At 44.5% G+C, this 17,144-nt stretch carries 17 protein-coding genes and 1 pseudogene; 11 read left to right on the top strand and 7 right to left on the bottom strand.

Annotated features, from left to right (window positions below; genetic code table 11):
- Positions 1–153 precede the first annotated feature (153 nt).
- From GKR74_RS05980 to GKR74_RS05965, 4 genes are read left to right on the top strand one after another with little or no spacing between them, the layout of a single operon-like run.
- Positions 154–957: a TSUP family transporter gene (locus GKR74_RS05980; RefSeq protein WP_154602908.1), complete on the top strand. Its 804-nt coding sequence runs from the start codon at positions 154–156 to the stop codon at positions 955–957.
- A 17-nt stretch (positions 958–974) separates the two neighbouring features.
- Entirely contained in the window at positions 975–1,523 is a 549-nt protein-coding gene (locus tag GKR74_RS05975) for an elongation factor P hydroxylase (protein WP_154602907.1), read from the top strand.
- A 30-nt stretch (positions 1,524–1,553) separates the two neighbouring features.
- Entirely contained in the window at positions 1,554–1,826 is a 273-nt protein-coding gene (locus tag GKR74_RS05970; protein WP_154602906.1) for a YfcL family protein, read from the top strand.
- Positions 1,827–1,830: 4 nt separating this feature from the next.
- Complete coding sequence (locus GKR74_RS05965) at positions 1,831–2,364, top strand: GNAT family N-acetyltransferase (RefSeq protein WP_154602905.1); 534 nt, start codon at positions 1,831–1,833, stop codon at positions 2,362–2,364.
- Positions 2,365–2,591: 227 nt separating this feature from the next.
- Here GKR74_RS05965 and mnmC read toward each other — a convergent pair whose 3' ends face one another.
- Positions 2,592–4,622, bottom strand: coding sequence for a bifunctional tRNA (5-methylaminomethyl-2-thiouridine)(34)-methyltransferase MnmD/FAD-dependent 5-carboxymethylaminomethyl-2-thiouridine(34) oxidoreductase MnmC (mnmC, locus tag GKR74_RS05960; RefSeq protein WP_336431304.1), 2,031 nt, complete (start codon positions 4,620–4,622; stop codon positions 2,592–2,594).
- 201 nt (positions 4,623–4,823) lie between these two features.
- Here mnmC and fabB point away from each other — a divergent pair, with 201 nt between their 5' ends.
- The 3 genes from fabB to GKR74_RS05945 all read left to right on the top strand — a co-directional run bounded on the left by fabB (position 4,824) and on the right by GKR74_RS05945 (position 6,955).
- On the top strand, positions 4,824–6,035 hold the full coding sequence (fabB, locus tag GKR74_RS05955) for a beta-ketoacyl-ACP synthase I (RefSeq protein ID WP_154602903.1): 1,212 nt from the start codon (positions 4,824–4,826) through the stop codon (positions 6,033–6,035).
- A gap of 162 nt (positions 6,036–6,197) precedes the next feature.
- Entirely contained in the window at positions 6,198–6,455 is a 258-nt protein-coding gene (locus tag GKR74_RS05950; protein ID WP_154602902.1) for a hypothetical protein, read from the top strand.
- Positions 6,456–6,631: 176 nt separating this feature from the next.
- A complete protein-coding gene (locus GKR74_RS05945; protein ID WP_154602901.1) occupies positions 6,632–6,955 on the top strand; it encodes a hypothetical protein in 324 nt (107 codons plus the stop codon).
- An 84-nt stretch (positions 6,956–7,039) separates the two neighbouring features.
- Here GKR74_RS05945 and GKR74_RS05940 read toward each other — a convergent pair whose 3' ends face one another.
- Positions 7,040–7,966 carry a LysR substrate-binding domain-containing protein gene (locus GKR74_RS05940; protein WP_154602900.1) on the bottom strand — a complete coding sequence of 309 codons (927 nt, stop codon included), beginning with the start codon at positions 7,964–7,966 and terminating at the stop codon, positions 7,040–7,042.
- Positions 7,967–8,068: 102 nt separating this feature from the next.
- On the opposite strand from GKR74_RS05940, the gene GKR74_RS05935 reads away from it, so the two are divergent.
- Positions 8,069–8,539 carry a DMT family transporter gene (locus GKR74_RS05935; RefSeq protein ID WP_154602899.1) on the top strand — a complete coding sequence of 157 codons (471 nt, stop codon included), beginning with the start codon at positions 8,069–8,071 and terminating at the stop codon, positions 8,537–8,539.
- Between the two features lie 102 nt (positions 8,540–8,641).
- Here the strand turns inward: GKR74_RS05935 and GKR74_RS05930 are convergent, their stop codons facing one another.
- From GKR74_RS05930 to GKR74_RS05920, 3 genes are read right to left on the bottom strand one after another with little or no spacing between them, the layout of a single operon-like run.
- Entirely contained in the window at positions 8,642–10,150 is a 1,509-nt protein-coding gene (locus GKR74_RS05930; protein ID WP_154602898.1) for a tripartite tricarboxylate transporter permease, read from the bottom strand.
- A 10-nt stretch (positions 10,151–10,160) separates the two neighbouring features.
- Positions 10,161–10,592 carry a tripartite tricarboxylate transporter TctB family protein gene (locus tag GKR74_RS05925; protein ID WP_154602897.1) on the bottom strand — a complete coding sequence of 144 codons (432 nt, stop codon included), beginning with the start codon at positions 10,590–10,592 and terminating at the stop codon, positions 10,161–10,163.
- Between the two features lie 10 nt (positions 10,593–10,602).
- On the bottom strand, positions 10,603–11,577 hold the full coding sequence (locus GKR74_RS05920; protein WP_154602896.1) for a Bug family tripartite tricarboxylate transporter substrate binding protein: 975 nt from the start codon (positions 11,575–11,577) through the stop codon (positions 10,603–10,605).
- A 342-nt stretch (positions 11,578–11,919) separates the two neighbouring features.
- Here GKR74_RS05920 and tctD point away from each other — a divergent pair.
- Positions 11,920–12,594 (top strand): annotated as a pseudogene (tctD, locus tag GKR74_RS05915) (transcriptional regulator TctD).
- Positions 12,585–14,021, top strand: a complete 1,437-nt coding sequence (locus GKR74_RS05910) for a sensor histidine kinase (protein ID WP_154602894.1) — start codon at positions 12,585–12,587, stop codon at positions 14,019–14,021. Before tctD ends, GKR74_RS05910 begins: the two are co-directional and overlap by 10 nt.
- A 175-nt stretch (positions 14,022–14,196) precedes the next feature.
- Here GKR74_RS05910 and GKR74_RS05905 read toward each other — a convergent pair whose 3' ends face one another.
- Positions 14,197–15,117, bottom strand: coding sequence for a DMT family transporter (locus tag GKR74_RS05905; RefSeq protein ID WP_154602893.1), 921 nt, complete (start codon positions 15,115–15,117; stop codon positions 14,197–14,199).
- Positions 15,118–15,215: 98 nt separating this feature from the next.
- On the opposite strand from GKR74_RS05905, the gene GKR74_RS05900 reads away from it, so the two are divergent.
- Positions 15,216–16,013: an AraC family transcriptional regulator gene (locus GKR74_RS05900; protein WP_154602892.1), complete on the top strand. Its 798-nt coding sequence runs from the start codon at positions 15,216–15,218 to the stop codon at positions 16,011–16,013.
- Positions 16,014–16,024: 11 nt separating this feature from the next.
- Here the strand turns inward: GKR74_RS05900 and GKR74_RS18160 are convergent, their stop codons facing one another.
- Positions 16,025–16,888 (bottom strand): hypothetical protein, encoded by an 864-nt coding sequence (locus GKR74_RS18160; protein WP_336431303.1) that lies wholly within the window; start codon positions 16,886–16,888, stop codon positions 16,025–16,027.
- Positions 16,889–17,144: the final 256 nt, after the last annotated feature.

Here is a 17,144-nt window from a genome sequence, read left to right as displayed (position 1 = left end):
ATTCTTGCTTGGCAAGGGTATCCACTGTGAGTTAAAGGTTGGGATGAAACCTCGATTATAATCCATCCGGGCTGTGATATTGTTTAGCTTTCAATAAGATAATCAATAGATAACAAATCTGCATCGTGATAGTTCACTTATCTGGAATGTAAAATGGATTGGCTTACCGCCGTTGCGCCTGAAGTCTACGCTCTGTTGTTTTTTGTCGCTCTCCTTGCCGGTTTTATTGACTCTATCGCAGGGGGCGGTGGTTTACTGACTATTCCTGCGCTGCTTTCTGTGGGGATCACTCCCGTGGAAACCTTGGCGACCAATAAATTACAAGCTATCGGTGGTTCATTCTCCGCCACACTCTATTTTGCACGGCGTAAAGCCATTAATTTGCGAGAGCAAATCTTCCCTGTGATCATGACGATGATTGGGGCAATGCTCGGGGCGATTTTAATCCAATCCATTGATACCGCTTTTTTAAAGCAGTTGCTGCCAGTGATGGTCATCTGCGTCGGGCTTTATTTCTTACTCACGCCATCTTTGGGGGTGCAAGATAGGCCTCAGCGCGTTAGTATGCCAATTTTTGGGGTTGCTGCGGGGATGGGAATTGGTTTTTATGATGGCGCATTTGGCCCAGGAACTGGCTCTTTTTTAGCGCTCGCTTATGTCTTGCTATTAGGGTATAACCTCGCCAAAGCCACCGCCCATGCAAAATTGTTAAATTTCGCCTCCAATTTTGGATCTTTGATCTTTTTTATTATCGGAGGTCATGTTCTTTGGGTGCTCGGGTTTGTTATGCTTGCCGGCCAAATGGTTGGTGCGAGACTTGGTGCTCGCTTAGTGTTAACCAAAGGACAAAAACTTATCAGGCCGATGATCGTCGTGATTTCACTCTTAATGAGTATTAAGCTGTTAAATGACAGCCACGGTGACGAGATTAAAGCTTGGTTTCTCACATTATTTTAAGATGATTTAAGCGTTCCATGACTCAACATCATTATCAGCAACTTATTGATATTTTCGAACAGTGTTTCGGCGAAGAGTACAATACCAAATTGGTAAAAGGGGACGACGAGCCTATCTATTTACCAGCCGATGACACCACGCCATACAGCCAAATTGTGTTTGCACACGGCTTTTTTACCAGTGCTCTCCATGAAATTTCTCACTGGTGCATTGCTGGGGAAAAACGTCGCCAGCAAGTGGATTACGGTTATTGGTACTGCCCAGATGGTCGCGATGAGAAAACCCAGTGTGACTTTGAAGTGGTTGAAATTAAACCACAAGCGCTAGATTGGTTTTTCTGTGTGGCAACGGGCATCCCGTTTAATGTGAGTTGCGACAATTTAGAAGGGGATTTCGAACCCGACCGTATCGCTTTTATGCGCAAAGTGCATGCCCAAGTGATGGAGTACCTCGAAAAAGGTATCCCAGAGAGACCGCTGCGCTTTATTAATGCGTTACAATCGTTTTACAATACACCTCCACTTTGCGCGGAACTGTTCCCTTATCCGGAAGATATTTTCGCCTAATAGAATCTCTCACTACAGTAAGGATTAAGCATGCTTGCGGATTTTGAAACACGCATACTGACAAGAATTGATGATATGGTTGAACACGCCAGCGATGATGAGCTGTTTGCTGGTGGCTATCTGCGTGGTCACTTAACCCTTGCTGTGGCAGAACTGGAAGAAGAGAACGAAACCAGTGTTGATGCACTGTATCAGCGCGTTGAGCTGAGTATCCAAAATGCTATTAAAGCCGGCGAACTGACCCCACCAGACCAAATTCTGGTGCTGGGTATGTGGAAAACACTGTTAGATACCGTGCGTTAGTTTTATGGACTCCATTGACCGCATGTATTCCATTCGATTAGCAACCCATGAAGATGCCCAATTCTTACCCGCGGTGGAAGCGTCTGCGGGGCAAACTTTTGCCGGACATCCTAAGTTTGGCTGGATTGCCCAAGGTGAAGTTCAACCGGAAGAAAACCACGTTGAGTGTATTGCGAATGGCTTAGAGTGGCTCGCGGTGGATCATCATGATCAGCCCGTTGGCTTTATTATGGCGGAGCATTTGAGTGATAGCCTGCATATTGTGGAGCTTTCAGTTCAGCAGTCAGCGCAGGGGCAGGGCTTAGGTAAGCGGCTTATTCAGCAGGTTATTGAGTTTGCTCAGTCGCAACAGATTGGTCAGGTTACACTGACCACGTTTCGTGATATTCCGTGGAATGCACCGTATTATCAGCGCCTTGGTTTTTCGATAATGGAAGAGGTGCAATTGATGAGTGAATTACAAGATATCTTGCAACACGAAGTGGATGCAGGGTTTCAAGCGATAGATCGCTGTGCTATGCAGTTGAACGTGAATTAAGTTTAATATTGATTCGTACAGAGGGCTTCCAAATGGAAGCCCTTGAGGTTGATGACAAAGAGGGATAAAAGCGTGGTTTTTCCCTCTTTGTGTTATCAGGCGAAAATCAATAAATTGATTTTCCTCGTTAATTTTACAACCCAAAAGAGCCATTTCCAAACCTGATGGTTTGTCAATGGTCTGAGGGCTTCCAAATGGAAGCCCTTTTTCGTTTCTGCTTCTTTCGCTTACGCTTCTTTCGTGGTGATTGGGCGTCCCGCCAATAACTTTCTCACCCAAAAACGATTTGGATGTAATGCGGAAAGTACGTCATCGTCAGCAGGCATGGGTTCATCAAAAATTTGCGCCGCGAGGATTTCTGCACACAGTGGGGCCGTGGAAAGTCCTCGAGCCCCTAATGCACCGAATACAAACAGGTCAGGATAAGCTGGGGATGGGGCAACGGCGTGTTCGTGGCGCAGTTGGTCAGGTAAATCCGCATATTGCTGCATTAAAGCATCAAAGTCAGGCACATTGCCGAGTAGCGGCATATGGTCGCGGATCACGCAGCGGATCCCTTGGCGAGATTGTTGGTCAGAGATATCCACCTGCGCTGTCCAATCCACATCCGGTAAGCTGGTGAGCAATTTTTGCAGATTTTCTTGCTGCTCTTCCTTAGAGTATTCAAGACTCAAATTATCGCGTTGATAACTCGCCCCCAAGCAGTGGTGCTGGTTTGTGGTATCTTCCGGCGTCATATAACCTTCGAAGCACAACACGGTTTTTAATTGCTGCAATGTTGGGGTTGTCGGAATATGGCTCACTTGCCCACGAACAGGGGTGATAGGCAGGTTCTGAGTCTGCTCAAATTGGTTCAGCAAATGGCCATTGGCAATCACCACCGTTTGATGATGGGCTGTTTGCTGGTTATCGAATGTCAGTTCCCAACCGTTTTCTGAACGTTGTAAGTCGGTGACTGACAGACCAAAGTGGAAATTAACGCCTTCTTCAGCGAGTTTTTGCGCTAAGCTTTCGCATAATTGTGCAGGACATAGCCAGCCGCCAGAGGGGTAATAAATACCTCGATGATTGACATCCACACCGCTCAGTTCACTGAGTTTTTGCCTATCTTTGCCAACAGCAAACTCTTCTGGCCATTCGGTTTGCAGCATGTTGTCGATTTTTTTTGTGGATTTAGGGTTATACGCCATTTGGCTTACCCCACACCATTGCCCATTAAATTCGATACCTTGCGTGCTCAGTTGCTGATAAAAGCGAGTGGCAAACGGGAAGCCACTGACAAAAAAGCGCTCTAGGGCATTGTCGTTTCCGGTTAATAGGGGGTAGACTGCGCCTTGGCGGTTTCCAGACGCATTTTGGGCGACTTGCTGGTCTTGACAGTAAATAGTGACATCCACACCGCGTTTCCTGAGTGAACGGGCTAAGGTGAGGCTGGCAATACCACCGCCAATAATCGCGATATCATCGGTATGAGATGCGGGTTGACGCGCAAACCAAGGTGCCATCGGGCGAGTCAGATTATTTTCTAGTACCCCCGTTAGCATTTGACGTTTCTGACCAAATCCTTTGGTCTTCATGATCGTAAAGCCCGCTTGCTGTAATCCACGTTTAACAAATCCAGCAACCGTAAAGGTGGCAAATGTTCCACCTTTACGTGCAAATTTTGCCATTGCAGCGAACAACTGTTCGCTCCACATCTGCGGGTTTTTGGAAGGGGCAAAACCATCTAGAAACCACGCATCTATCTTATTGTTTAAATTGTCATTAAGTATGGATACTTGCGTATTTACATCACCAATCCATAAATCGAGGGTGATTGCACTATTTTCTAAAATAATTCGATGGTTACCGGGTAAGGCGGGTGGCCACTGTTCGCATAATTGCTCTGAAAGCTCGGCTAACTCTGGCCAACAACGGTGTGCGGCGATTAAATCGGCTTTTGATAAAGGGTATTTTTCGAAGCTAATAAAATGTAATCGTTGTAATTTTGCATTGGGGTTTTCGGCTTTGAATTGGTTGAAGGCCTGCCATAAAGCGAGAAAATTCAATCCAGTACCAAATCCTGTCTCGGCAATCACACAAGTTTCATCTTGGTGTGTTAGAAATCGCTGTGGAAAATGGTTTCCCTGCAAAAACACATGGCGACTCTCTTCTAAGCCATTTTGGTTAGAAAAATAGATGTCTTCAAACTGTTCTGAAATCGGTGTGCCTTCCTCATTCCAACTGAGGTGAGCGGTTTGTACAGCTGTCTTTTTCACGTTTAAGCCCGTTATTGCAAAATCATATTCAAATTCTAACGCTGATATCACTGTAAGGCTACCGTCACATAAAAGCCTTATTTGTGTCATGATAAAAAAAATACAAATATTTACCCTGATCGGACTTGTTCAGCGTACAAGTGTAAGCTAAAGTGACACCTGTAATCCCGTAATCATATAATTATAGACATGAGGTAACGAATGAAGCGTGCAGTCATAACTGGCCTAGGTATTGTTTCCAGCATTGGTAATAACCAGGAAGAAGTACTGGCTTCTCTGAAGGAAGGTCGTTCCGGGATCACTTTCTCAGAAGAATTTAAAGAGGCAGGGCTGCGTAGCCATGTCTGGGGTGATGTCAAGCTGGATACTGAAGGTCTGATTGACCGTAAGGTCCGCCGTTTCATGAGTGATTGCTCTGTCTATGCTTACCTGTCAATGGAACAGGCGATTAAAGATTCAGGTTTAGCGGAAGACCAAGTGTCTAACCTGCGTACGGGTGTTGTTGTTGGCTCTGGTGGTGGTTCCCCACGTAACCAAGTAGCTGGCTCTGACGGTATGCGTGCAAAAGGTCTGCGTGGTGTGGGTCCATATATGGTGACTCGTGCAATGGCTTCCGGTATTTCTGCTTGCTTAGCAACCCCGTTCAAAATCAAAGGCGTTAACTACTCAATCAGCTCTGCATGTTCAACGTCTGCACACTGTATCGGTCATGCAGTTGAACTGATCCAACTGGGTAAACAAGATGTTGTGTTTGCTGGTGGCGGTGAAGAACTGAGCTGGGAAATGACCTGTGAGTTCGATGCAATGGGCGCGTTGTCAACTAAGTACAACGAAACTCCATCAAAAGCATCAAGAACTTATGACCAAGACCGTGATGGTTTCGTTATTGCGGGCGGCGGCGGTATCGTCGTGGTTGAAGAGTTAGAGCATGCATTAGCACGTGGCGCACACATTTACGCAGAAGTCGTTGGCTACGGCGCAACGTCTGACGGTGCTGATATGGTGGCTCCATCGGGCGAAGGCGCAGTGCGTTGTATGCAAATGGCAATGCAGGGTGTTGATAAAATCGATTACATCAACACACACGGCACTTCAACGCCAGTCGGTGATACTAAAGAGTTAGAAGCTATCCAAGAAGTGTTTGGTCACGATTGCCCTGCACTTTCTGCAACCAAAGCGATGACAGGTCACTCTTTAGGTGCAGCGGGCGTTCAAGAAGCGATTTATAGCTTGCTGATGTTAGAACATGGCTTTATCGCACCAAGCATCAACGTTGAAAATTTAGATGAGAAAGCGAAAGGCTTGAATATCATCACCCAACCAACTGAGCAAGCACTGAATACAGTGATGTCTAACAGCTTCGGTTTTGGTGGTACCAACGCAACGTTAGTGATGAGCAAATACAAAGCATAAGTTTCATTCACTGAAATGCACTGCATAGAAAGCGAGGGCTAAGGCTCTCGCTTTTTTTATGGCTTAATTATTGTCGCCACCATAATCATCATTTTATTAAATTACCGTAATGAAAATAGTGCCATGATATTTGCTCCATTAATGTATCAATAAGGAGCTAATATGGATTTCACACGGTGTAAGATTTGGAAAAATGATTTAAAAATTTTGGGTAATGCATTGATTAAAAGTATTAAGGGGCTGTTCCCTGCCAAAATTAAGCGTGCATTTAACACTAAAATCACGTTTCCACTTTTTGAAAAACGACAAAAAGAAGCGGTTCAGATTTTCACACCACCATCAAAACATGTTTATTATGGCGAAGACGCGAGTAATAAAAATGTTACCTTGCTGAGTTATACGAAATATCCGTTTTATTAATAAAAGATTTGCCCCGAAATCTTTATGGGGCAAATTTTATTGACCACGATAAACCGCCCAGCCCACTGAATATTGACGTTCTCACGACGATTATCAGAGTTATCCGCAAGTATCTTACCTCTAAGCTGCGTATAAATGCGTTAGACAAAATTTAATTAAAAAGAAAGGTAGATAAGATGGCGTATTGGACGGCGAAGAGTGTTCCTGAATTAGCAGGATTAGAGAGAAAAGAGCAAGGGCGCTTGTTTCGTCAATGCCTGAAAGAAGGTAAAAAACGCATGGGCGCGAAATATTGGAAGCTCACCGGACTCGCGGTTTTACTTTCCGCCGTATTAGCCTTTATGTTGTTTTTCTTTGGTTTCTTTTCTGGTGGCTTTCTAGGCGGCGCATTGTTAGGCGGTATGATCGGTGCCTTGTTTGTCTTTATTGTACAAACGCCAACCATTGATGTAGGTCGCGAATGGCTACGTGAGCAGGGCTATCCGAAACAAGACAGCTAGGATAGATCAAGTGAAAAAAAAAGTGAGAGCCAGGGCTTTCGCTTTTTTTATAAATTCTGATAGATAGCAGAAATGCTGCCCTTTTTAATCCTCGTTTTCGCCATAAAACTCTCGGTCATCTTTTAATTGTTCAGCGATAATGCCTCTAAGCCACTCTAATGCTTTATCAGTATCACCGCGTTGGTGCCATACCATTTGGAAATCTAAATCAGGAAGAGATAATGGAGGAGCAAATAACGTAAATTTGCTTAACATGGATTGAGGTATCGCTTTTTTCGCCACCGTTAGGATCAGGTCAGTCCCCGTTAATAATTGGGGTGCAATTTGCCAGTAAGGCACAGTCACGGCTACACGGCGCTGTTGGTTCATTAATTGCAGTTGATGGTCGATTTCATTCGCATCAAAAGGCTTCATACTCACTAAAATATGAGGATAGGATAGCCAGTTAGCTAAATCCATTTTGCCTTGCGAACCAAGCTGATGATCAACCAGACTGACAAATTTGTCCGTCAAGACAGTTTGATTTCGTAACGAATAATCCAGAGTATCAAATATACCGAATGCTAAGTCTAAGCTACCTTCATGCAATTTATTTTGCATTTCTTCCCGACTACAGTGCCAGATATTGAGGACAATATTGGGTGCATATTCGCGTAAATAAGAAACTAATTTTATCGTAATTAAAGTTGCGCCGTAGTCGGACATTGCGATATTAAAGCGCCTTTGGCAACTTAGCGGAGAAAACTGTTTTTGGGCAATCAAATCATCTAATTGCTTTAATGCTTCATTTAATGGGAGATAAAGAGACTCAGCTTTGCTTGTTAGTTGATATTGGCCTTCACGGCGAACCAATAAGGGGTCTTGAAAAATGTCTCTCAGTTGATTTAATGCATGACTGACAGCGGGCTGGCTTTTATGTAAAGCTTCCGCCGCTCGGCTTACATGCCGTTCTCGCAACAAGACTGACAACGTCACTAGCTGATTTAAATCTAATTTTCTTAAGTTATTCATCCTACGAATAGTGCCTTATAAAATTGTTCATTTTCCAATGCTGTTATCTCTCTTTACTATGGCAATCATTCAACTTAAGTCAATATTAGTGAAGAGGTTTCGATGTCAGCATTTTCAATCACAGGGCTCATTCTAGCCTTTGTTGCATTATTGGCAGGCGCGGTTGTACCAATCCAAGCGGCAAGTAATGCCATACTTGCAAGACAACTAGGTCACCCATTATGGGCGAGCGCAACATCGCTGGTGATCAGTTTAATTGTATTAATTCCACTTTTAATTATTTTTAAAGTACCAAAACCCCATTTTAGTACTGAACTATTTAACCAACCAATTTGGATTTGGTTTGGTGGCATCGCAGGGATGCTCTATCTCACGTCGGCTTTGATTTTAGTCCCTAAAATTGGCAGTACGACATTTTTTGTATTAGTGATTGCGGGGCAATTAATTATTTCTGCGCTTATTGAGCAATTTGGCTGGTTCGGCATGAATCGAAACCCCATTCCGATTGAGAAAGTGGTGGGTATTGGTTTAGTGATCCTAGGGGTTTTATGTGTTCAATTTTCACGAAAGTAATGGTATTGCGCCCAAGTAAAGCGTTTTACTAGGGCGATTTATCAGTAGACCTGCCCCATTTTCATGGGGCGAAGTCTTTCAGTCATAACGTACAGTTTGGAATTATGCTTTCGCAGTTTGATGACGGCGTTTACGAATAAGCTTCACAATCGGTGGTAACACCAGCACCAATACCGCCAGAATTAATAAGCTCTTAGAAATCGTACTGCTCCACAGAATATTAAAATCCCCATTACTGATAGACAATGAGCGGCGCAGGTTTTGCTCTAACATCTCACCCAAAACAAACCCAAGGATTAGCGGAGATAGTGGGAAATTCATCTTCCGCAAGATATAGCCGAATACCCCAAGCCCCATCATTAACAGCAGGTCAAAAGTGGTGCTATGTACGGCGTAAACACCCACTGCAGAGACACAAGCAATCGCAGGGACTAAGAACCACAGCGGTACGGTGAGCATTCGAGTGAATAGACCAATCAGCGGAATATTCATCACTAACAACACAACGTTAGCGATAAGCAGCGCGGCAATTAATCCCCAAACGATATGTGGCTGTTCAGTAAACATCCCCGGACCCGGAGTGATGTTATACAGGGTCAGTGCCCCCATCATAACCGCTGTCGTCCCCGAACCCGGAACACCGAGAGTTAACATCGGAATAAATGACCCACAAGCAGAGGCGTTATTGGCGGCTTCAGGTGCCGCGACACCGCGAACATCCCCTTCACCAAATGTCCCTTTATCACCCGCAATTTTTTTCTCGGTCATATAGGTGATGGCGCTAGCGATAGTCGCCCCCGCACCCGGTAAAATCCCCACAAAAAAGCCAATAAATGAGGATCGTAATGTTGGACCTGCACAGGCTTTGGCCTCTTTCTTGCTAAATAACATTCGACCCGTTTTGCGGATTAATCCTTGTCCGGTCGCGGTGCCTTCTAGCATGAGTAATATTTCACTCACAGAGAACAGTCCAATAACCACGACGATAAACTGGACGCCATCGGATAGGTTAACGCTGTCAAAGGTAAAACGGTATTCCCCAGAGTTGGCATCGACACCGACGGTTGCTAGCGCCAAACCAATCAATGCTGCGAGCAGCGATTTGACGGGGTTTTGGCTCATCATGCTGCCTAAACACGCGATAGCAAAAACCATCAACGCGAAATATTCAGCAGGCCCGAAAGCGAGCGACCATTGTGCCAGTAAAGGTGCAAATAAAATGATCCCAACAATCGCAATGGTGGAACCGATAAATGAACTGACGGCAGAAATCGAGAGCGCGATACCTCCTTGGCCTTGCTTCGCCATCGGATAACCATCTAACGTGGTCATAATCGCCGCGGCGTCACCGGGAACGTTCAATAGGATGGCGGAAATTCGTCCTCCGTACTCGCATCCTAGATAGACGGTAGCCAGTAAAATAAGTGCGGATTCGGCCGGTAGCTTGAGCGCAAACGCTAAGGGTAATAATATCGCTACGCCGTTGATAGGGCCTAAACCCGGTAACATGCCGACAATCGTGCCGATGAAACAGCCAATCAGCCCGATCATAATATTTTGCGGGATCAGCGCTACCTCAAAGCCTTGAGATAAATACATCCACGTTTCCATACTTTTCTCCTTAGCTAAAAAGTTCGCCGATGGGCAATGTCACATCGAGCAATTTGTCGAAGGCGTAAAACAGCGAAAGACCAAGAATCGGACCGGAAATCAGAGCGGCTATCGGGGTTGCACCAAATAACAGGGCAACGCTGATGGTTAATAAGGTGGTCGCTAATGGGAATCCTAACCACTCAAACGCCCATGCATAAATAACTAATGCAATGATTAACAAGACTAAACGGCGCAAAACATAGGGCTTTGGCCATTCAACCGCTTCTTGGCGACCCAGCAGGAGTGCGAGTGCGCACAGGGTCATTAATGACAGTATGGCTATCGGGAAGGGGCGGGGGCCCAGTGGTTCATAGGTAAACTCACTTTGGATGCCCCAGCCGATATACAGCCCGATCCCACACAGTATTAGCCAGACTATGGCAAATATGCGTTGGCTCATGGTGACTCCGTTATTTCGCTAATCCGAAGGAACGCGCTTGCTCACGGTAGTTCTCAACTTCTTTTTTCACGTAAGCGTCCAATTCTGGGCCCGATAGGTTGTATTCAAACAAGCCACGTAATTCACGTTGCTTTTTAAACTCGTCGGTTTGTTGTAATTTTTGGAAGGCTTCAACCCATTGGTTGTAATCCGCATCGGACACTTTTGGTCCCATATAGAATCCGCGAATAATTGGCCAAACAATGTCGTAGCCTTGCTCTTTAGCAGTTGGAATATTGGATAAGGCATCTGGTAAGCGTTTATCGGCGTACACCGCTAGGATGCGAATTTTTCCGTCGCTGATATACGGGGTCATTTCACTAATATCGCCGGAGATCACTTGGATGTGGTTGCCTAACAAGGCTGTCAGTGTTTCACCGCCGCCTTCGAAAGCCACATAGCGCATTTTACGTGGGTCTAAGTCGATAGCTTTGGCCAGTAGCGCCGTTTTCATCCAATCTTGGCTACCGATAGAGCCACCCGCACCAAAGACAATGCTGTTTGGATCTTTTTTGAAGGCGTCCATCAGTTCGCCTAAAGTTTTATAAGGGGAGTCGGCACGTACGGCAATCATGCCATAGTCGCTGCCAACACTTGCTAGCCAGCGAACATCATTTTCGTTGTAACGACCAAATTTACCTTGAGCAAGGTTGAGTAAGGAGCCACCAGAGAATGCAACGATGGTGCCCGGCTCTGCTGGGCGTTGAGCCACGATGGCGTTGTAAGCAACGGCACCAATTCCACCTGGCATATAAGTCACACGCATCGGTTTTTCGATCTCTTTGGTTTCCAGCATGGAGACTTGAACAAGTTTACAGGTTAAATCAAAGCCACCGCCAGGTTTGGCAGGGGCTATACATTCTGTTCTTTCGGGTAACGCCATTGCTTGGTTAACGCCAACTAAAAAAATTGCTGCTGCTAAGGCATTGATTGTGAAATTCTTCATGCTTCATTCCTCACTAGACAATAATTAAGTTACTTGGTTGTTGTTGGTTATGTCGCTGTCGATGAATAGCTTTGGACAATGTTGGTTCGCTATGCATCATTGTATTGAGAACCTTTCATTTACCTTTCATTAACAAATAAAATTATTTTTATGTGATACATATCAGATTGTTTTATATTTACTCTTCTTGGTTGTGTTAATTTAATGTTAATTTTTATTTGTGGTAGCAGGTTAACGAAGGATAGTTGTGATAGCTTCGGTAAAAATCACGTTTAACACTTTTCATTCAATCGAGAGAGTGCCAACTTATACGCATAAATAATCATAATGAGTGGGCGACTAATGAGAATGTTATTGGTTGAAGATCATGACGAGTTGTCTTTGTGGTTACAGAAAGCCTTAACGGCATCGGGATTTGCTGTGGACATCGCCAGTGATGGTTACATCGCCGATCAGCTATTACAAACCGAAAATTATTCGTTGGTGGTCTTGGATGTTTCATTACCACGAATGAGTGGCTTAGATGTATTAGCCCAGATGCGCAAACGTCATCAAGAAACACCTGTTCTGCTATTAACGGCGAACTCAGATGTGGCCGACCGCGTGAAAGGGCTGAATGCAGGGGCGGATGATTACCTGACTAAACCCTTTGATATCGCTGAATTAGAGGCTCGAGCGCGCGCGCTCTTACGCCGTAGTCAAGGGAATGTGAATAGCGACCAATGTTTTGGTGACCTCTGTTTTCATGATGACGGTTATTTTTCACTGAAGGCGGAACCGTTAGGTTTAACGCCGCGAGAATACGCGGTATTGAATACACTTTTTCATCGCAGAGGGCGACCTGTTTCAAAAACACAATTATTTGAGCAGGTATTCTCGCTGTCGGATGAAGCCAATTTACAAAGTATTGAACTGTATGTGCATCGGGTTCGTAAAAAACTCACAGGTTCAGATATCAATATCAATACTTTACGCGGATTGGGATACCGATTAGAGCAGTGTAGTGTATGAAATTAGTCTCTCATCCACGCTCTCTCTTTCATCAGTTGCTGCTTTTTTTCGGTATCCCCCTCATTTTGTTGGGAAGTTTCTCCGTTTATACCCACTATTATAGCGCTAAAAACGCGGCAAACCTCGCTTATGACCGAACATTACTGGCGTCGGCGAGAACCGTGGCGGAACGCTTACAGGTGGTGGATGAACATCTTTCTGTGAACGTTCCTTATGTGGTGCTCGATAGCTTTGAGCTGAATAATAATGACCGTCTGTTTTACCAAGTCATCGCCCCTCACGGGGAAACCATTTCTGGTTATGATGACCTACCGCCAATCCCGCCTTATTGGATGCGCTCTCAACATTACACTGCTTTAGTCTACTTTTATGATGCGGAATACATGGGGCTGCCCATTCGTGTGGCGACCTTTTTCCAGCCGATTAACGAAGGTGGTATCCAGGGCATGGTGGAGATCCGCGTTGCTGAAACGGTGTATGCTCGGCAAGATTTCGCCAATCAACTGCTGATCTCTGCGCTGATGAGCCAAGGTACCGTGGTGGTCGTGACGCTGATATTGGCGTATTTACTGTTGCGTAAGCTATTAACGCCACTGAAAAAACTCTCTAATTTAATGCTCGGTCGCGCTGCGAATGACCTCACACCAATCCCGAATGTGTTGCCATGGTCGGAACTTTCGCCGCTTGTAGATGCCTTGAACCGCTATGTGGAGCGGTTAAAACGGATGTTAAAGCGTCAAGAACGTTTCAGTGCGGATGCTTCCCATCAACTAAAAACCCCGCTAGCCGTATTAAAAACGCAAGTTTCAGTGGCACTTAATAGCGATGATGAGCAACAGAAGCAACAAAGTTTGCAGGCGATTAATAAAACCTTGGATAACACTATCGTATTAACTGACCGCTTATTGCAGCTTGCGCGTTTAAAAGAGCACGAAAAAGAGGCGATCAGACTTTATCGTGCGGTTAATTTGGTGGAAATTGTTCAGCAAGTCTGTTTTACCCGTTTGGGACAATCCGAGAGTAAACAGATTGATTTAGGCTATGAAGGATTAGAGCATTGCTGGGTCAAAGGGGATGCTATTTTGCTGGCGGAAATGTGTGCGAACCTGATTGATAATGCGATTAAATATACCCCTGAACAGGGGATTGTTACGGTGCGAATCGTGGCAGATGAAAGTCGCAATTCCATGATTAAACTGGAAGTTGAAGACTCAGGGCCGGGTATCGAAAATAAATATATTCACCGTTCATTAAAAGCCTTTAGGCGCTTGAATAATGCCAAAGGACTGGAAGGTTCAGGGCTGGGCTTGGCGCTTGTAAAAGATATCGCCAGTTATCACGGCTCAGAATTGCAGTTGCTAAAGAGTGAACATCTCGGCGGGTTGTTGGTGCGGATCACCTTGAAAGCGAGTCGGGCACCGAAGAAAGCTTAGTGGGTACTTTGTTATTATCTAGTTGCACCTAAAAACGGTCATTATCCAATTTATGCCCCTTTTTAGGTGCTGTAAGTTTAGAGGCGAAATCAATTGGATATAAAACAAAGCCCCATAACCTTGAAGTAGATTTATGGGGCTTTTAATCAACCGAGCTATTAGCTATTAATGTGGCTTACTGGCAAGTATCTTCTTCTAACGCTTTTTTCTTGCGGGAAAATACTTGAGTGAGCGGGGTGCGTAGCTGTTGAGCTAACATCACACCGAGTAACACGATACCGCCCCCAATTAAGTGGTAACTCTTTAACTCTTCCCCAAGGGTGAACACTGCGATAACGGCAGTAAATACCGGAGCGAGGTTCATAAAGATAGAGGTGGTATTGGCGCCTAAGCGGAGAACACCTTGGATCCACATTGCGGGTGCCAGAATCGATGCGGCAATCCCTGCGAATAAAACTAACCCGATATTATTGCTGTTAAGGCTTACATCATCTGCCATCAAGAAGTTTGGAATTAATAATAAAACCCCAAAGAATACCTGAACATACAAGGAGTCCCAGCTAGAAAGTTGAATCGACCAGCGCTTAGTTAATACTCCGTATAGGGCATAAGCGGCGGAAGCGACGATCATCAGCAATTCGCCTTGACCCAATCCATTATCCAGTAATGAGCTTGGGTTTCCTTGGCTAACTAGCCAAGCCAATCCAAACAGAGACAGAACGGAACCAACAACAATCCCAACGGTTGGGATCACCCTCAGAACAAAAATACTAATCACCACAGTTAATAGCGGGATAAATGAGTTCATAACACCCATAAATGTCGCGCTTACCGTATGTGCGGCATAGTAAGCCAAACTTTGATACAGCATCATCCCCAAAGCACCTAAGATGGCCAGTTGCCACCAATGTTGCTTAACCACTTTGGCATGGCGCAGTACCGAGCGCAGAACAAATGGGGTCATGACTAAAAATGCCAGAGCCCAGCGATAAAACGAAATGGCAGCCGGGTCAATTGCCGTTGCAGCGGCTTTGTTGACGATGGCATTTATGGACCATAATAAAACCGCGGTCAGCGGAAACAGGAAATATTTCATTAACAACGTTCTCCCTAATCAGTCACAGGAGTATACATCTGTCCGAAATATTATATATACTGATATTCAGACAATCGATAACGCTTTTCAGACAGCCTATGAATAATTTAAAAAGTGATGTTCTGCAGATTAACGAATGCAATATTATTGAGCCTGAATTTATTGCCTTACGTCATGAACAAATCAACCAGCAAACCGAATATAAATCCCATTCCCATACCTTTGGTCAATTGCTGTATGTGGTCTGCGGAATTATGGAAATGGAAGTGGAAGGTAAGCATTATATGGCGCCGCCAGAGTTTTGCATCTGGATCCCCGCCAATACCCAACATGCGAGTTTTAATAAGCAGAGTGTTAAATTTCGTATTATTGATTTCGCCCAAGCCTATACGCCGCGACTGGCGAGTAAGGCCTGTGTTGTACGATTAAGTCCCATTTTCCATACGATCATGACGGATATGTATCAACGGGGCATTGTGCAGCCCGAAACCGAGCAGGATATTCGTTTGGGAGAAGTGTTGATTGACCAGTTTGCCATTTCACCGTGCCAAGATACCTATTTACCCACCAGCAAAGATAAATTGTTAGCGCCTATTTTAGCGGAGTTACAGCAAGATCCTGCGGATAATACAACGCTTGCCCAGTGGGCAAAACGGGCCTATACCTCGGAGCGAACGTTATCTCGCCGTTGCCAACAAGAGCTGGGTATGTCATTCAGCGAGTGGCGCCAGCGACTGCGTTACTTACATGCAGTGGCAGGGCTGGACAAAGGTAAAAGTGTCCATGAAGTTGCCTTGGATGTGGGGTATAGTTCGGCGTCTGCATTTATTGCGATGTTCCAGCAAATTTCAGGGGTCACTCCAGACCGGTTTCGGATGAAAGAGTTGACCCCATAGTAGAGGGAAAATCAATATACATAATCGTATTTGATATTAGCGTGATAGTTGTACACGCTATCTTTCCCTCCGTGTTCATCTTTAATTAATGTGGTGATATTTTTTTCCGCGTCGGTGCATCTTCCGAACGTATTCCAACTTTTACAGGTCGTCACGGTTGTTTCGGTGGTAAAAAATTCTTCAATGGTTTTTTCGGTTAACGGTCTGTCATTATCATCATAGGTAAACTCTTTGACGGTTGAGTCAGACTGCATACGAACTAAGCGATTTTTCGCATCATAATGGAAGGCTGTTTTCACACTATCATTTTCGAGCGTACTGACTCGGTTGGATTCAGATAATCGTCCTTTATCATCAGTTAAAAAAGTAGTGACAGCTCTCGTTAACATGCGCTCTTTGTCGAGCGTCGTTGTATAAGAAGAATCTTTAGCTTCGGTTATTTTTCCATTCTGATCAGTGAAAAACTTTCCGTTCATTTTTTGCTGCAAGATGGTTTTTTCAACATTATCTTGATTAATAACAGACAGTTTAAATGCGGATTTGTAGTCCCAACCGTGACCATTTTTTTTCATGCTCATATCAATGGATTTGATGGATACACTGTCGTGGATGCTGAATTTGACAACTTCATGACCCGTTAATTCGATTAAGGCTCCACAATCATCAAACTTCGTTTGAACCGTATTGTTAATATAGTCATCTTGGCTGGTGGTGTGTAAATTCATCTCTTTCAATGCGTCGTTAAACGGGCGCTCTTGAGCAAAGACGAAATTATTAAAATTGTTGATAGCGAGGGTGTCCGCAGAGCAGTTTTGTTCGCCAGCATAGGCATAAAACGAGCACATTAGGGGTAGCGACAGTAATACTTTTTTCACAATCAATATGCCTTTCAAAATAAATGCCTTCCTGAAAAATGAATAACTTTTAATGTAGTTTTGCTGATTAAACATGAAATCCTTGGGATTAGGTAGTCAGACTCATCTGTAAGTTTGTTTAATAAAAAGAAAAATTAAATGTCACCGATTAGACTATTAATTTCAACCAAAAGCATTGTCATGTAAATGATTCAGCCTATCGACGATTTGGAGTATAGTGTGGCAGCCAAATCGGGCATGACACACATTCTATTGG

The organism is Providencia sp. wls1914, assembly GCF_009706645.1.
GTDB classification, from domain to species: domain Bacteria; phylum Pseudomonadota; class Gammaproteobacteria; order Enterobacterales; family Enterobacteriaceae; genus Providencia; species Providencia zhijiangensis.
Note: the sequence above shows the minus strand (reverse complement) of the source record. Positions and strands in the feature narration are given on the sequence as shown.

Bases quoted from the DNA above. Each gene is read 5' to 3' on its own strand.
- GKR74_RS05980 (WP_154602908.1), top strand. From the start codon at position 154: ATGGATTGGCTTACCGCCGTTGCGCCTGAAGTCTACGCTCTGTTGTTT.
- GKR74_RS05975 (WP_154602907.1), top strand. From the start codon at position 975: ATGACTCAACATCATTATCAGCAACTTATTGATATTTTCGAACAGTGT.
- GKR74_RS05970 (WP_154602906.1), top strand. From the start codon at position 1,554: ATGCTTGCGGATTTTGAAACACGCATACTGACAAGAATTGATGATATG.
- GKR74_RS05965 (WP_154602905.1), top strand. From the start codon at position 1,831: ATGGACTCCATTGACCGCATGTATTCCATTCGATTAGCAACCCATGAA.
- fabB (WP_154602903.1), top strand. From the start codon at position 4,824: ATGAAGCGTGCAGTCATAACTGGCCTAGGTATTGTTTCCAGCATTGGT.
- GKR74_RS05950 (WP_154602902.1), top strand. From the start codon at position 6,198: ATGGATTTCACACGGTGTAAGATTTGGAAAAATGATTTAAAAATTTTG.
- GKR74_RS05945 (WP_154602901.1), top strand. From the start codon at position 6,632: ATGGCGTATTGGACGGCGAAGAGTGTTCCTGAATTAGCAGGATTAGAG.
- GKR74_RS05940 (WP_154602900.1), bottom strand. From the start codon at position 7,966: ATGAATAACTTAAGAAAATTAGATTTAAATCAGCTAGTGACGTTGTCA.
- GKR74_RS05935 (WP_154602899.1), top strand. From the start codon at position 8,069: ATGTCAGCATTTTCAATCACAGGGCTCATTCTAGCCTTTGTTGCATTA.
- GKR74_RS05930 (WP_154602898.1), bottom strand. From the start codon at position 10,150: ATGGAAACGTGGATGTATTTATCTCAAGGCTTTGAGGTAGCGCTGATC.
- GKR74_RS05925 (WP_154602897.1), bottom strand. From the start codon at position 10,592: ATGAGCCAACGCATATTTGCCATAGTCTGGCTAATACTGTGTGGGATC.
- GKR74_RS05920 (WP_154602896.1), bottom strand. From the start codon at position 11,577: ATGAAGAATTTCACAATCAATGCCTTAGCAGCAGCAATTTTTTTAGTT.
- GKR74_RS05910 (WP_154602894.1), top strand. From the start codon at position 12,585: ATGAAATTAGTCTCTCATCCACGCTCTCTCTTTCATCAGTTGCTGCTT.
- GKR74_RS05905 (WP_154602893.1), bottom strand. From the start codon at position 15,117: ATGAAATATTTCCTGTTTCCGCTGACCGCGGTTTTATTATGGTCCATA.
- GKR74_RS05900 (WP_154602892.1), top strand. From the start codon at position 15,216: ATGAATAATTTAAAAAGTGATGTTCTGCAGATTAACGAATGCAATATT.